General features: G+C 64.2%; 15 protein-coding genes and 3 pseudogenes. 5 read left to right on the top strand and 13 right to left on the bottom strand.

Annotated features, from left to right (window positions below; all coding sequences use genetic code 11):
- Window positions 1-47: 47 nt before the first annotated feature.
- Both CKO40_RS25250 and CKO40_RS25245 read left to right on the top strand, forming a co-directional pair.
- Window positions 48-341 carry a hypothetical protein gene (locus tag CKO40_RS25250; RefSeq protein WP_420827355.1) on the top strand — a complete coding sequence of 98 codons (294 nt, stop codon included), beginning with the start codon at window positions 48-50 and terminating at the stop codon, window positions 339-341.
- A complete protein-coding gene (locus CKO40_RS25245; RefSeq protein WP_420827354.1) occupies window positions 338-631 on the top strand; it encodes a Uma2 family endonuclease in 294 nt (97 codons plus the stop codon). The genes CKO40_RS25250 and CKO40_RS25245 overlap by 4 nt, the downstream gene beginning before the upstream one ends.
- Before the next feature lie 152 nt (window positions 632-783).
- Here CKO40_RS25245 and CKO40_RS24105 read toward each other — a convergent pair.
- Window positions 784-888: pseudogene (locus tag CKO40_RS24105) on the bottom strand (IS1595 family transposase); the annotation flags it as partial.
- A 186-nt stretch (window positions 889-1,074) separates the two neighbouring features.
- On the opposite strand from CKO40_RS24105, the gene CKO40_RS03425 reads away from it, so the two are divergent.
- Window positions 1,075-1,548: a DUF29 domain-containing protein gene (locus tag CKO40_RS03425; RefSeq protein ID WP_200344752.1), complete on the top strand. Its 474-nt coding sequence runs from the start codon at window positions 1,075-1,077 to the stop codon at window positions 1,546-1,548.
- Window positions 1,549-2,263: 715 nt separating this feature from the next.
- Here CKO40_RS03425 and CKO40_RS03420 read toward each other — a convergent pair.
- From CKO40_RS03420 to prsT, 6 genes and pseudogenes are all read right to left on the bottom strand, one after another.
- Complete coding sequence (locus CKO40_RS03420; protein WP_200344750.1) at window positions 2,264-2,404, bottom strand: hypothetical protein; 141 nt, start codon at window positions 2,402-2,404, stop codon at window positions 2,264-2,266.
- A gap of 120 nt (window positions 2,405-2,524) precedes the next feature.
- Window positions 2,525-3,154, bottom strand: a complete 630-nt coding sequence (locus CKO40_RS03415; protein WP_200344748.1) for a toxin-antitoxin system TumE family protein — start codon at window positions 3,152-3,154, stop codon at window positions 2,525-2,527.
- A 124-nt stretch (window positions 3,155-3,278) separates the two neighbouring features.
- A pseudogene (locus CKO40_RS03410) lies at window positions 3,279-4,321 on the bottom strand (efflux RND transporter permease subunit); the annotation flags it as partial.
- 648 nt (window positions 4,322-4,969) lie between these two features.
- Window positions 4,970-5,380: a PIN domain-containing protein gene (locus tag CKO40_RS03405; RefSeq protein ID WP_200344746.1), complete on the bottom strand. Its 411-nt coding sequence runs from the start codon at window positions 5,378-5,380 to the stop codon at window positions 4,970-4,972.
- On the bottom strand, window positions 5,367-5,600 hold the full coding sequence (locus tag CKO40_RS03400; protein ID WP_200344744.1) for an AbrB/MazE/SpoVT family DNA-binding domain-containing protein: 234 nt from the start codon (window positions 5,598-5,600) through the stop codon (window positions 5,367-5,369). The genes CKO40_RS03405 and CKO40_RS03400 overlap by 14 nt, the downstream gene beginning before the upstream one ends.
- A 146-nt stretch (window positions 5,601-5,746) precedes the next feature.
- Complete coding sequence (prsT, locus tag CKO40_RS03395; RefSeq protein WP_200344742.1) at window positions 5,747-8,566, bottom strand: XrtA/PEP-CTERM system TPR-repeat protein PrsT; 2,820 nt, start codon at window positions 8,564-8,566, stop codon at window positions 5,747-5,749.
- 395 nt (window positions 8,567-8,961) lie between these two features.
- On the opposite strand from prsT, the gene CKO40_RS03390 reads away from it, so the two are divergent.
- Both CKO40_RS03390 and CKO40_RS03385 read left to right on the top strand, forming a co-directional pair.
- On the top strand, window positions 8,962-9,231 hold the full coding sequence (locus CKO40_RS03390) for a FitA-like ribbon-helix-helix domain-containing protein (RefSeq protein WP_242476809.1): 270 nt from the start codon (window positions 8,962-8,964) through the stop codon (window positions 9,229-9,231).
- Window positions 9,228-9,656 (top strand): PIN domain-containing protein, encoded by a 429-nt coding sequence (locus CKO40_RS03385; RefSeq protein ID WP_200344736.1) that lies wholly within the window; start codon window positions 9,228-9,230, stop codon window positions 9,654-9,656. Before CKO40_RS03390 ends, CKO40_RS03385 begins: the two co-directional genes overlap by 4 nt.
- A gap of 300 nt (window positions 9,657-9,956) precedes the next feature.
- Here CKO40_RS03385 and CKO40_RS03380 read toward each other — a convergent pair whose 3' ends face one another.
- The 6 genes and pseudogenes from CKO40_RS03380 to CKO40_RS23920 form a co-directional block, all read right to left on the bottom strand.
- On the bottom strand, window positions 9,957-10,637 hold the full coding sequence (locus CKO40_RS03380) for an Lcl C-terminal domain-containing protein (RefSeq protein WP_200344732.1): 681 nt from the start codon (window positions 10,635-10,637) through the stop codon (window positions 9,957-9,959).
- Between the two features lie 239 nt (window positions 10,638-10,876).
- Window positions 10,877-11,716, bottom strand: a pseudogene (locus CKO40_RS25240) (aminotransferase class I/II-fold pyridoxal phosphate-dependent enzyme); the annotation flags it as partial.
- A gap of 62 nt (window positions 11,717-11,778) precedes the next feature.
- On the bottom strand, window positions 11,779-12,231 hold the full coding sequence (locus CKO40_RS24800; RefSeq protein ID WP_200344730.1) for an aminotransferase class I/II-fold pyridoxal phosphate-dependent enzyme: 453 nt from the start codon (window positions 12,229-12,231) through the stop codon (window positions 11,779-11,781).
- Between the two features lie 73 nt (window positions 12,232-12,304).
- Window positions 12,305-12,931, bottom strand: coding sequence for a hypothetical protein (locus tag CKO40_RS03365; protein ID WP_200344729.1), 627 nt, complete (start codon window positions 12,929-12,931; stop codon window positions 12,305-12,307).
- A 50-nt stretch (window positions 12,932-12,981) separates the two neighbouring features.
- Window positions 12,982-13,653, bottom strand: a complete 672-nt coding sequence (locus CKO40_RS03360) for a hypothetical protein (RefSeq protein WP_200344727.1) — start codon at window positions 13,651-13,653, stop codon at window positions 12,982-12,984.
- A 51-nt stretch (window positions 13,654-13,704) separates the two neighbouring features.
- Window positions 13,705-14,118 (bottom strand): VPLPA-CTERM sorting domain-containing protein, encoded by a 414-nt coding sequence (locus tag CKO40_RS23920; protein WP_207173364.1) that lies wholly within the window; start codon window positions 14,116-14,118, stop codon window positions 13,705-13,707.
- Between the last annotated feature and the right edge of the window lie 191 nt (window positions 14,119-14,309).

Genomic DNA, 14,309 nt, shown 5'->3' with positions numbered 1-14,309 from the left:
CCGGACAATCTTGCGAAGGCCTGTTACGTATCGACGGAGGTTGCACCATGCCTGTTGTCGAAGCCGAGCCCAGCCTCACCGAAACGCATCCAATCTTTCGTTTGGGCGTGGACGCCTACCATCAGGTGATTCAAGCCGGGATCTTCGATGAAGGCGACCGTTTCGAGCTGATCGACGGCGAGATTGTGCGCCGTCCCATGGCTCGCGGCGAGCACGGGATGGCGCAGGTTAACACCCGCGAAGCTCTGGGGCCCCTTACAACATCGGAGAGGACCCGGCGGCTGGTGGATTGCTGCCGAGATCAGCGCCGCCTACAAGGCGCATCAGTGCCCTTGCCATGACCTGGCTGGCTGGCTGGCGCAAGGAGCGGATGCCCCGACAACCCCGCGGTATGGTGGAGCTGAGGCCGGATTGGGTCTGCGAGATCGTCTCGCCGGGCCACGAGCGCAAAGACACCCTAATCTTGCTGCTATTGCTGCAGCGCCATCGCGTCCCGTTCTACTGGTTGATCTGGCCGGAAGATCGCAGCTTAATCGCCTATCGACTGGAGGACGGGCGCTACCACATCGTTGCCACGTTTTGTGGGGCGACTCAGGCGAGCATCCCGCCGTTCGATGATATCCCTTTTTGATCTCAGCTATATCTTCGGTGATGAAGACTTTGGAGCAAGCGAAGGATAGGAACTCCAAACCGCTCTTTATGTGTTTCACTCAACTGAGTCACCAGTGCGCCAAAGAGCCCCGGCAGCAGCCCCTTGCGCCGCACCCGCGCGTTGTGCACGAACTGAAAGAAGCTCAGGTAAAAGGGTAGATGCTCCTGTGAGATGCCACGGTGTGGGCGCAGCCAGGAGCGCAGCAGCGACCAGACGCCTTCCATGGTGTTGACGTGGTGAGGTGGGCCCCTGAATGGAACGCATAAAGAGCGATTTCGAAGAGCTTGGCTGTACAATGACGTAAGCCAGCCAGGACGAACCAGAACCCTGCAGCCAACCGTTCCCATGATAAGGCTAGAGCGCTACATGGCGATAGCGTCCTAGCTGTCCAAATTCATCAAGGGCCTTGTTGGAAACATACCATGACGAACCTCGCGACGCTTTACCAAACCGACTATGCCGCCTGGGCACAGCGCAATGCCGAGCTGCTGCGCGAACGCCGTTTCGACGAGCTCGATCTAGAGCATTTGCTCGAGGAGCTGAGCGATATGAGCAAGAGCGATCGGCGCGAATTGCGCAGCCGCTTACTGGTCCTGCTCGCCCATTTGCTGAAGTGGGAATACCAATCTGGCCAGTTCTCTGAGCGCTGGCGCGAATTCGACGGCCGCAGCTGGCGCTCGACCATCCTCGAGCAACGCAAGCAGCTGAGCGATCTCCTGAAGCAATCGCCCGGGCTGAAGGGCGTTCTCGCCGACACCATCGAGGCGACCTATCCCGATGCCGTCGAGCTAGCCTGCGACGAGACCGGTCTGCCGCTGGAGAACTTCCCAGAGCACTGCCCCTATCCCTACGAGCAGGTGCTTGATAAGCGTTTCTATCCCGAGCCTCGAGCGTAATCCTGCAGCAGCTGCTCGTCTGAGCCGCTCCAAGCCAATACTCAGTCGGTCAGGTTTTTCGAGCGGATAGGAAATCCAAACCTCGCTGAGCGTACAGGTTGGCCGGGGGAAGAAGGTAGCGGGGGTGGGATGCGTAGTCAACGCCCAACAAACGTGACTGACGGAAGTCGGAGGCGCAGCGAGCCGCCGGGAGACGCGGGGGCTGCACCGTTTCCTGCACGAGAGAGACGGCGGTTACCAGGAGACGCGTTGATCCCAGTATCAAAGGGGCTCGAAGTCGAGCTCGGGCTGGTAGGAGATCCCAGTCCGGCATCGGCTCTGGCACATCGTCCCAGGCGGGTGGGTGAGCTGCGCTGACGCAGCGAACGACCGAACCGGGATGGTTTGGGCGGGTACCCAAGCGAAGCAGGACAGCGCAGCGCAGGGGCGCGCGGGAACGGGGTGCGGGCGCGGACGGCTCACCGATGTAGTCGAGGTTGTGCTCGACGGGAGCGGCCTCGGTGATGAAGGCGATGATGCGCCTATCCGCGTCGCGGTTGAGACAGACCAGGGGTAGCGACTCGAACAGCCGGGGCCCCAGCAGCCACCGAAGCGGTGGATGAAGCTCACGGCCCCGAAGCGGGCCTGTGAGCTGAGACAGGAGGCTGGCGAAGACCAATCTGCCGTTGTCGCAACGCCGGCGATCCTCAACCCGTCGGCACCGCCTCAGCATCAGTCATCGATGCACCCTCCTCCGACGGCTTCCCGCTTCGCAACCCCCCTGGTGCCACAGCAGATCGATCGCCGGGGTCACGAACAGGCTCAGAAAGGGCGCGGTGATCATGCCGCCGACCATCGGCGCGGCGATGCGGCGCATCACCTAGGAACCGATGCCACCGAAGAGCTGGCTGCTCGCGCGGGAAGCGGAGGTTGACCGGATAGCGCTCCAGGCCTTCGACGGTCTGGGTCAGCTTGTACAGGTTGGCCGCAGCCTTAATCAGGCTGCTGCCTGCCAGCCGAGGTGAATATCAATGGCGTCATACGGAAACTGCAGCTCACCGCAGTCGGTCTTGTCGATCAGCCCGATCGCGCTCAGCTGCCAGGCGTCTTCATGCACTTCACTCAGGTCTCGCCCGACCCGCCGGGCCAGCTCTTGGACCCCGATTGGACCAGCCCCTGCCAGGGCCTTGAGGATGGCAAACCGATGGCTGTTCAGCGTATCGAGAAGATCCTCTTGCGTCCTGAAAAGGTAGCGCGGCGGCTGTGGTGTACCGCATTCGAGCGAGGCAATGGCTTGGGCGCGCGCTTCCTCCTCGCTCGCGACTTCAATCATCAACCTGTTCATGAACCTCTCTCCAGCGTTGATATCGCGATCGAAATCGATCAGGAGCTGCGGCATCGAGGTAAAGGTCAGCGCGAATTCCTGATCGCCGAGATGTTTGTGATCACCTTTACCGCGCTCGTTGTCGTAGCGCAGCACGCATTGATCACCGCTCACCAGCGCCAAGCGGTATTTAAACGGATGCTGACTGCCAGCGAGCGGCTGCGATAGTCGCCAGACGCGCACCTCCTTGAACAAGGAAGCCGTCAATTGCTGGCGGTACGACAGGACCGGCTCGGCTTTCATGTTGAGAGCGTAACAAGACTGAGCGAGCTTTGCCGCCGTGCACCCTGGCCTGTCTCGACTACGTACGGCCTGAGACAGGAGGCTCGCAAGGGCCGGGCTGCGGTTGTCGCAACGCCGGCGATCCTCACCCCGTCGGCACCGCCTCCGCATCACGCACTGAGGCACCCTCCTCCGACGGCTCCCCGCGGCGCAGCCCCCGCTGGCGCCACAACAGATAGATCGCCGGGATCACGAACAGGCTCAGCAGCGGTGCGGTGATCATGCCGCCGACCATCGGCGCGGCGATGCGGCGCATGACCTCGGAGCCGACGCCACCGAAGAGCATGATCGGCAACAGCCCGGCGAAGATGGTCGCGACCGTCATCGCCTTCGGGCGGATGCGCAGCACCGCGCCTTCTTCGATCGCGGCCTTGAGGTCGTCGAGCGTGTTCAGCCGGCCCTCGTTGCGCCAGGGCTCGAGCGCATTGTCGAGATACACCAGCATCACCACGCCGAACTCGGCGGCGACGCCGGCCAGGGCGATGAAGCCGACCGCGACCGCCACCGAGAGGTTGTAGCCGAGCAGATGGATCAGCCAGAAGCCGCCCACCAATGAGAGATGCGGTTGATGGCGTCGACGTTGAGCCCGACCCGGGCTGCGGCCAGCCGATCCGGGCGCACCTCGATATAGCGCCCGCCGGCGACCCGCTCCGAGAACGCCGAGGTGGTGCCCGCGATCGGCGTCACCGCGCGCTCGATCGCCTGGCCGATGCGCTCGATCTCCTTCAGATCGGGGCCGGCGATCTTGACCCCGACCGGGGTCTTGATGCCGGTGGCGAGCATGTCGATGCGGGTCTTGATCGGCATCACCCAGGCGTTGGTGACACCGGGCAGATCGACCGTGGCATCGAGCTCGTCGATCAGCTTGTCCACCGTCATCCCGTCGCGCCATTCGGACTCGGGCTTGAGCTGGATCAGGGTCTCGATCATGGTCAGCGGCGCCGGATCGGTTGCGGTGTCGGCACGCCCGATCTTGCCGAACACGCGCTCGACCTCGGGCAGGGTCGCGATCAGCCGATCGGTCTGCTGCAGCAGCTCCTGCGCCTTGCCGATCGAGAGCCCCGGCAGCGTGGCGGGCATGTACATCAGGTCGCCCTCGTAGAGATCCGGCATGAACTCGGAGCCGAGTCCGCGGTGCCACTCCTCGAGCACCGGCACGCCGCGGAAGGTGCTGCGCCAGGCATCGGACAGGCCCGCCTGCCAGCCTTCGATGATCTCGATCGGTGCAGCGCCGTCGGCGACAGCTGTCGGGACTGCTTCGTCGGCCGGATCTACCGTCAAGCGGCCAGCGCGACTAAGGCTGGGGAGGCGTCCAAAGCGTTGACTCGGTGACTGGGTATAGCGAACACCGAGGCGTCACGACCGGAGCCGCACCCGGCGTCCAGAATGGGCGCCTGCTCCGGCAAGACCAGGCTCATGTCGATACTGAGGCAAAGGCCGGCTTCTCTACGTGAGACTGCCATCGATGTATTGCAGGCAGGTATACAGCTCGAGCGTTCTCCAGCCCCAATCCCCTGGCGGCTCAGCCGCCGTCCGTCTCCTGATCCCGGGCCAGTTGCGCCCGCAGCAGCGCGATCTGGTTGCGGAACATTGCACCGGACTGCGCCCAGCCGGCCCCGAGCCGCCGTTGCAGCTGCCATCCCGGTAGTCGGCGCTGAACAGGATGTTCGCGTTCGGGAACAAGCGCAACTCAATCGCCTCGAGCGATCATGCTCATCAGGCACATGTAGGAGCACTACGGGGCATAGAGCCCTAGCTCAGTGTCGCGCAATCAGTTTAGGACGTGGCGAAGGGATTCTTCACCGTCAGCTGGTCGTCGATACGCTGGCCATCCTGAAGGTCTTCGGTCCACAGGACGCGGCAACCGGCCAGCAGAGCGGAACAGACGATCAGCGAATCGTAGACCGAGAATCCGTAGCGTTCTGCGATTGCAAGTCCGCGCTCGTGCGTGGCGACAGTCAAGGGTTCGATTCGACACAGCGACTGGGCCGTTTCCAATAGTTCGCGGATCTCCGGCCAGGATAGGCCAAGCTTGCGTGAGGCAACGGCTGCAAATTCGTTTAGCACCTGCACGCTGATGACACCACCGTCAGCGAGCAGGTTTTCTGCCCGATCTGCCTTCGCCGCATCCTCTGACAGCAGGTATAGCAGGACGTTGGTGTCGAGGAAGGCGTTAGCCGCGCTCATGGGTCTCAAGGCGATCGAAGCGGAAGCCCTTTGGGAGACGCCCGCGGTACTTGCGCAGCCGCGCTAGCAGTTCGCGTTGATCTGGCATCTTGCGCACGCTTAGGCTCCGCTCCCCTTCGACCTGGATCTCGATGTTGTCGCCATCCTGAAGGTTCAGCGCTTCGACCACCGCGGCGGGCAGGCGCACCGCCAGACTGTTACCCCATTTTGAAACCTGCATCGGATATTCCCCCGGAGCGAGCTGGATATACCTGCGTCGTCGCAGCCGCGCTTAAGCGGGCGCCAGGGTGAGGCTGCGCTGAAGAAGGCGTAGCCGATTACCGGAGCAAGGGTCCCCGATGATTCGGGAACCCTTGCTCCTCCGCATTATAGGCCGTTCAACAGCGTCTCAGCCTTTTCACGATCGTCAGCCCCTGGGTCTTCCGCCAGGAGTTGGGAAAGCTGTTCCTTTGCCGATTGTCCCTGACCGTCCGCGATCAGTGCCTCGGCCAAATGCAGGCGAATCGACGGGTTGCCCGGGCTGAGGCTGAGGGCACGTCTGAAGGTCTCAATCGCTGCAGTGTAATTCTCGCGTTCTTGCTCGATCACGCCTTTTGTGTCCAGGATTTCCGCGGACTCCGGTGCCAGTTCAGCTGCGCGCTCGACCAGGCGCAAGGCTTCGTCGGTATCGGAAGTTCGCAGCAACCAGGCAAGATTATTCAGGGCAACGGCGTTTTCCTGGCCGCTATCCAGGTAACGCCGGTAGGCAGCGATTGTTTCCCCGTCGCGGTTTAAGGCTACCAAGAGATTCGCCTGGAGAAGCCGCATGCCGGGATCGTCTGGGAATTGCTGCAGCCAATCGCTCAGCGTTGCTACGGCAGCCTCTGTGTCGTCGGCAACATGCTGCGCTTTCGCGAGGGCACCCGCAACGTAGCGGTCGGCCGGCGCCAGACGGCGGGCACGCTGGAAAGCGTCGATCGCCTCTGCGTATCGACCCGCAGCGAATTCGATCGCACCGGCGCGGGCCAGTACTCGCGGATCATCGGGATGGGCTTCTGCAGCTGGAGCCAGACGTTCGGCCGCCTCGTCGAGTTCGGCTTCCAGGGTCAGCAGCTCCACGAGCGTCAGCCGTAGTCCAAGATTCTCGGCGTCGCGTTTCATGGCTTGCTCGAGGAGGTTGCGCGCTTCCGCCCGATCTCCCCGCTCGATCAGCAGGCGGCTCAGCATCAAGGAGACATTGGCTGCGTCGGGACGCTGTTCGTGCAATTCGCGCAGGATATCGATGGCTTCGGTCGGATTGCCGGCGTTGACAAGTGCTGTCGCCATCAGTGCGAGCCAGCCCGTTGAGCGCTCCGGACCTTGCTGATCGGTCTCTCGCAGAAGCTCCAAGGCGTCGGTTGGGCGATCCGCTCTCAGGTGCAACTGGGCGAGTGCCAAGCGTGGCTGCTGGGCATCCGGATGCGCGGCGACAGCTCGCTCGAGCAGCGCTTGGGCTTCTTCGAGATCGTTCGCTTGGGCCTTGAGCCGCGCAAACGACATGAGGGAGGGGAGATGCTCGGGCGTTTCCGACAAGCTGTCCGACAGCAGCTCTTGTGCTTCCTGAGAGTTTCCGTCTCGCAACTGCAGGCGCGCCAGGTTATTCGCAAGGTCCGGTCGCTGCTCCGCGGGAACCTTTTCAAGGCCCTCGTTGAAGATGGCTTTCGCCGTCTCGATCTCGTTGAGGCCGACATGCGCAATCGCTTTGAGGTTGTAGTAGAGACCCGGGGAAAGGGCTTCGCGTTCGTGCAAGCGCTCGAGTCGTTCGAGTGCTTGTTGATATTCAGCAGCCCGAAGCCGCTCGAGGACGATTGCGATCTCAAGACGTTGCGTCTCCCCAGGAGCCAGCTCGATCGCCCGGTCCAGTTCACTAAATCCTTCTTCTCGCTGCCCCTCTTGCAGCAGCGCGATGCCGAGCTTAGCCCGCGTCGCGGCCGAGTCCGGTTCCATCGCGATCACTTTGCGCAGATGATGTAACGCCTCATCGGCGCGCCCCTGAGCCAGGTAGAGATTGCTCATCATTGCCAGGGTCGTGCGATCTTCCGGATCAGCTTTCAGGATGGCTCCAAGGGTCTGCTCGGCGCGCTCGCTGTCGCCGTCGCGCAGCCGGGATAGGGCCAGCAAGCGGTTCGCTTCCGGCGAGCTGGGGAACCGGCGCGTATACCGGCTGAGATAGCTCTGGGCCTGGCCCCAGTTCTCGAGCGCATATTGGGTGGCGCCCAGGTAGAACACCGCCGGCATATAATCGGGCTTGCGCGCGAGCGTCTCTTCGAAGTCGGCGCGAGCCCCGTCATAGCGCTGTTGATAAAAGGCGATCAGCCCGCTGACGTAGCTGACTGCCGGATTCTCGCCGGCCTGTTTGCGCAAGGCTTCAAGATCCTTCTCGGCGCTGGCGTAGTCCTGCTGGAAGATATGCGTCAAGGCTCGCTTGAAGCGCGGGGAAAAGCTGATGCTGGTGTGTTCGATCGCCTTGCTGTACGCCGACTCGGCTTCCTCGAGATTGCCAGTGTCGCGCTCGACATCGCCGAGCAGTTCCCAAGCGCGATCCAGCTCTGGGTCGGCGTCCAGCGCGGCACGCAACTGGGTGCGGGCGGCCTCTTCGTCCTTATCCAGCCATTCGACCCAGGCCTTGCTCAGCAGGGCCTCCGGTGCGGTTGGTTCTAACGCCAATGCTCGGTCCAACGCCGCCCTGGCTTCGTCGATCCGCCCTTCGCTCAGCAGCGCCTGAGCGCGCAGCGTGAGCACGCCAGGCTGCTGCGCTTCCTCAAATTCTCCCACCGCCTCGGTGCTGTCGATAACCTCGTCATGTTTACCCTGCATCAGTCGGCTGCGAAGAAGCGGTAGCCGCAGTGCGGCCGGGTCCGCGCCCAGCTCCTTGGCACGAATGAGCTCGGCTTCGGCTTCGACTGCCTTGCCAAGCTCGAGGTTGTATCGACCCAGGAGCAGCCGATTCTCGGCGTCTTGGGGCGCTTGCTGCAGGGCGTTCTTGATTTCGATGATCGCTGTCCGGACATCGCCGTTCGCATAGGCCTCTTGCGCCTGGGCGACATGGTCCTCGGCGGAAACGGACGTTTCCCCGCAAGCCGTTATGAGTAGCGCGGCCGAGAGCGGCAACGCGACTTGAATGGTCCTGCGGTAGGACTGTGAAAGAATGTGGTTAGAACGATGCATGATCCTGATCTCGGTCGTGATGAATTAGCATGCTTGTATTGTCGCTGCGGCCTGCAGTGGCCGCCACGACAACTGGTGTCACTGCGAAAGACGATGTCCTTGTTGCGCCTCCATTGAATTATCTCTGAAGACGGGCCAGGACGGCCCGCCATGTTCAGCGACGCAAGTCTGAAAACGAAGGGAAGCGTAAAGGACGCTTTTCGCTTCCGTGCCGATTCTGGCCAGGATGGCCAATCATCGGCGTCTCCCAAAGTCCCACAGCGCTGTCCCCTCCTGCCCGAATATCAGGACAGGTGCGATCCCTGCTCGATGCATGCATTGCCTTCGTCGCATCGCCACGCTAGCCTTCCCCAGGATATCCGTGTCCTTCGTCGTGGGGAAACCTGCCCTTGGCGATGCTGACCATCAGAAACCTGGACGACGCGCTCAAGCATCGTCTGCGTGTGCGGGCGGCCCATCACGGCCATTCCATGGAGGAAGAGGCACGCGCCAGCCTCCGGGCCGCGCTGGTGGAGCCGACGTCGAGCACCGGGCTTGGCTCGCGCCTGCATGCGCGCGTGTCGGCGCTCTGCGGCGGCGGTGACCTGCCCATCCCGGCGCGCAGCCCACCACGCGAACCGCCGCTGTTCGAAGAGGATCAGGATCCCCCAGAACCCCGCGCATGATCCTGCTCGACACCAACGTGCTGTCGGAGCTGATGCGCACGCACCCGAGCCCCAACGTCCTCCGCTGGCTCGATGCCCAAGCGGATACCGACCTGCATAACAGTGTCATCTCGAAGGCCGAGATCGAGCTCGGCGTCAGTCTGCTGGCGAACGGCAAGCGGAGACTCGGCCTCTCGGCGGCTGCCGACGCGCTGCTTGCGGAGTTCCGCGAGCGCTGCGTGGCGCTCCCCTGCGCCGCAACGCCATTCTATGCTCGCGTCGCCGAAGCATCGCGATCGCTTGGACGCCCGATGAGCATCGAGGACATGCAGATTGCCGCCATCGCCATGCACCATGCAGCCGCACTGGCGACCCGAAACGTCAAGGACTTCGATTTTCTCGCGGACCTGAAGCTTCGGAATCCCTGGGATGCAGCCGACGGATGACCTGCTCGATCAGGATGGACGCCCGGCCGCGGCGGCTCGCTGCGCGCCGGAAGATTGGGTGGCCGGCGCGGCGGCTGCTTGCTGTGCAGATGGTCCGGCAGGATCACAATGCCGTCGATCCGCAATGGATGTTTCGCCATGGTGCGGCGGAAGCCCCGTCGCGAAGGCACACGATGTTTCAGCGCTGCGCGAACCGCCGTTGGCGAGGATGGTGACGACGGTGAAGATGAAGCAGCCACCGGGGATGTGGCCGCAGTGATCATCGCGCATTGCCGGGACGCGATTCGAACGACCAAATCATCAAAGTCGCCGCCGCGCTCGACGCAAGAGCGCCATGGCCGCAAAGCCCAGCGCCGTCAACAAGGCCGTGCCAGGCACCGGTACCGGTGCGGCGGCGATTTGTCCGGGACGAACCGCCCAACCGTATTGCGTGGTGACCTTAAGGCCGCCGCCCTGCTCTCCGTTGTTGAGGAAGAACCACGCATAGGACGAGTCCTCCGTATCGGACCAGTAAGCGAAATCCTGCATATTCGTAAACACGTCGGTCAGCTTGCTGCTGCTATTGAAAGACAGGTACGGGGCCAATCCGCCCTCTTCGTAGAAGAGATGCCCCAATTCGCTGTCGGTGCAGTTGAAGCCCCCGCACGGCCCAGTGCCATCGCTGTTCAGCGCCGACCACAGCCGCCAGTCGTTGGCACCGGCGTAGTTGGCCGCGTTCATGGCGTCGATCCAGGCCTGCGCAACGTCCCAGGTCATGGTGCCGCTGGCGTTGATGCCGCTCACGCCGAAGGTTACCGTTGCCGCCAGGTTAGCGTTGGCGGTCCAGGTCAGGCCCGGGCTGCTCGCGCCGAACGGGGTGTAGTCGTCGTCGTAGACCAGGTCCACGCCGTTCACCGTGTAGGGCACCAACGCCGCCTGCGCGCCGCCGCCCGCCAGCAGCAGACTTGCTGCCGCCAGGCCTTGCCATGTCTTCATCGCCATTGCCGGTTTCCTCTTTCAGCGCATTCAAGTGGGTCAAAACCTGATCAAAGGACGAGGTTATCCTTCGGCGTCGGCGCTTAAGCGAGAAGCAGGCCATTTTGTAAAACCTACTAAACAACAGAGGCTTGCACACACCCGAACACGGCGGACGCGCCACGAGCCGCCGCAACTGTAAAACTGCCTGACAGGGTTCCGGCGCTTGCCGTGCGCCGGCCGATTGGCCGAATCATCTCGACTTTTCAGAGGCTTGGGGGCTGCGGCGCAGCGGGCGGCTGGCGGCTGGCGGCTGGCGGAAAACTGTAAACGGATAGGAAATCCAAGCCACCCTGAGCGACAGGGTTGGCCGGACGACGAACGGTAGGGGGGTGGGATGCGGCGTCAACGCCCGACTGCGGTGCTGACGGACGTCGCGCGCCGTGCGGGCACGTGCGTTTCCGGGTGCTGGAGTGAGCACCTGCGCCGCAACGCGCCGGCGGGAGACGAGAGGGGCTGCACTGTTCCCTGCGAGAGACGGCGGCTACCAGGAGATGCGCTGATCGAACTCGAAGTCGGGCTCGGGCTGTTTGACGAGGTCCCAGTCCGGCATCGGCTCGGGTGTCTCGTCCCAGGCGGGTGGGTGAGCTGCGCTGAAGCAGCGAACGACCGAACCAGGATGGTTCGAGCTGGTACCCAAGCGAAGCAGGATAGCGCAGCGCCGGGGCGTGCGGGCGAGATCGGCGGCGGACGCGGCGGCTCACCGATGTGGGTAAGGATCTGCTCGACGGGCACGGCCTCGGTGATGAAGGCAATGATGCGCATGTCCGCGCCGCAGTTGGGGCAGACCAGTGGTAGGGATTCGAACAGCCGCGCCAGCAGCATGGCCCAGAGATAGCGCGCCGGTCATCTCTACGTAGCCGCCGCGCCGCCCGCACCGCCGCGCGGGCCGAGACGAACGGGACGCCGGGGGCGTAGACGTTCTCCTGATAGACCTTGTCGGCCAGGAGCCAAAGGCCGTTGCCGGCGCAGAACTCGGCGATCTCGGCGAGCGTGTCCTCGCGCAGGACCCGGCCCGTCGGATTGCCGGGATTGATGAGGACGAGCGCCTTCGCCCGCCGCCCCGCGTTCCGTCAGGCGGCGAGCACACGCTCCAGGCTCTCGCGCGTCACGTCCCAGCCCGCGGCCTCGTCGAGCGCGTAGCCTCCGCATGGCCCCCGAGCGCGGCGGCCCAGGCGGCGTAGATCGGGTATTGCGGCGCCGGCGTCAGCACCGCGTCGCCCGGCCCCGTCAGCAGCAGGCGCAGCACCTTGGCGATCCCGCTCGACGCCCCGTCAGTAAGGTAGATGGCGTCGGGATCGGCGGCGACCCCGTCCCGCGCCTCGACGAAACGGGCGACGGCCTCGCGGATCTGCGGCAGGCCGTTGCTGTGGCCATAGGCACCGGTCCCGCCGGGGGTCTCGCCCAGAAACCGCCGGGCACGCGCGACGGCGTCCTCGGCGAAGAGGCCACGGGTCCCGGCCGCATCGAGGAGCGCGGGGTGATCGAGAAGCGCCAGCGCCTCCCGCACGAAGGTCAGCGGCTTCTGCCCCACGGCCTGCGGGTTGCCGATGTTGCACATCAGGAGATCGTCGAAGCCCAGCCGCTTGCCCGCCGCGAGCCGCGCCGCCAGCGCCGTGCCTCGAGCGCCGAGGTCACCCGGCCGCGCGCGCCCGGCGCCTGACGAGCCCGAGCGCGCCGAGGCCGACCAGCATCAGCGCCGCGGCGGGCGGCAGCGGGATGGGGGCGGGGGTCGCGGCGTTGTCGGTGAAGGTGACCGAGAAGGCGTCATCCCTGAAGAAGACCGCCGTCCCGGTACCCTGAGGCAGCCAGGTCAGTGAAAGATCGTTCCCGGAGACCTCGATACCCGGCGGGGACTGAAAAGGGTTGGCGGGGTCGTAGTCTTCGAGCGCCACGTCCGACAGCGACAGGGGCGCGCCGAAGCTGAAGGTGGCGGTGAGGCTGGGCGAACTGCCCGACGAGAACAGACCGTCCCCAACCTTCGTGAAGTCGATCCGGTCTCCCGAGACGTCGATGTCGTAGACGATGTCCTCGTTCGGGGCCAGGTCGAGCAGATCGACGCCGGGGAACTCGACGCCGCCGCCCACGGTCGCCGGCCCGAAGACCTCGTCCTGCACGATGGGGACTATGGGCGAAGAAGTGGTCGTGAGGATCGTGAGCGACACGCTGTCGCCGAGAACCGCAGCCGACACCGCCGACGGCGCGGCGGCGAGGCCAATCACGGCGAGGGCGTTGCGGAGGGTGCGGTGGATACTGGTCACGGTGTTACTCCCATGGGTTGAGGGCCGCGGCCCGGTGACGGCGACGGCGCTCAGGCGCGCCGCCACTTGACGAGCCCAAGCGCGCCGAGGCCGCCGAGCAGCAGGAAGGCGGTGGGCGGAAGCGGGATGACCTGCGGTGGTGCGGTCACGTAGACGAAGCGGTCCCAGTCGGTGACGGTCGACGCCGCGAAGATGTCGACGCTCGACACCGGGGTCGCGAGGTCCGTCACGCCGAAGAAGATCGAGCCCTGCGAGCCGGCGACTGTCCCTCGCGTGAAGCTCTTCGCGGAACCGTCGTCGAAGGAGAAACGGACATCCTCGCCGTCGGGGTCGAAGCCGAAGAACCCGAAGGCCGTGACCGCCTCGGCCAGCGTCCAGGTAAAGGAGCGCCCGCTGGTCAGGAAGGCGGTGAGGTGGGTGGTCTCCAGCACGCCGGGAGCGGGGTTCTGGAAGCCGGAGAAGAGGCTCGTGCCGCCGGTGAAGACGTTGCCCTCGCCCGAGGTGAGCGGAGAGCCAAAAAGCGTGTCGAGATTGTCGAGCGTGAACGACCCGACCGCTGCGCTCCAGTCCGCGAAGGCGGCCTCCGAGTTCGCAGTCTGCAGTGGCCCATCCGCGCCGAAAAAAACGGTCGCTGACAGCGCAGGCATGGGGGCGACAGCAAGGCACAGGGCAAGGGCCGGTGCGCCCAGCGTTCGACGGAGCATTTGAGCAATGCAGTTCATTTCTATATCCTCGATCAGAGAGCCGTTCGCGCGGTTTTTTTGACCCGTCGCTCAGGCCCGCCGACGCTTGACGAGCCCGAGCGCGCCGAGGCCGCCGAGCAACAGCAAGGCGGCGGGCGGCAGGGGGATCGGGGCGACACTGGTGGCGACGGCGTCGTTTAGCGGAGTCCCGACCGCCGGATTTGCCCGAACGTGCCGGCATAGGTCTGAAACGTCACCAACCCGGCTGTGGCCTGCTGCGCGCCAAGCGCGGCCGCGAACACCAAGCAAGCGCCGATCCCGATTCGCGGAAGTCGCCACCGGGGTGGACCATACATTTTTCAAACTGCGAATCAATCGCGGGCGGACTAGAGCAAAGTCCGTACCAAAAAAAGTGTTTCCTATAAATTTCAGGCTTTTGGAGCTAGGAATGACGAGACCCAAAGCCAGCAGCGAGAGCAAATGTAAAATATCCGGACGTTGCAAGGGGCCTAGCATACAAACCGGTGACGCTGATCGCCCCGCGTTGCCTCGACGTACGCCATCCAACAAAGATCTACCAGCCAACGGGCTCCAGTGGGCGACTCGGTAGAGGGCGGTTTGCTCGGGATGGCGGCGGCAGTATGGGACAGGTCCGCATCCCGGTGACGCGACGGCCATGTCGGTATCCGTCTGTC

Source organism: Halochromatium glycolicum (assembly GCF_016584085.1).
Lineage (GTDB): Bacteria > Pseudomonadota > Gammaproteobacteria > Chromatiales > Chromatiaceae > Lamprobacter > Lamprobacter glycolicus.
Note: the sequence above shows the minus strand (reverse complement) of the source record. Positions and strands in the feature narration are given on the sequence as shown.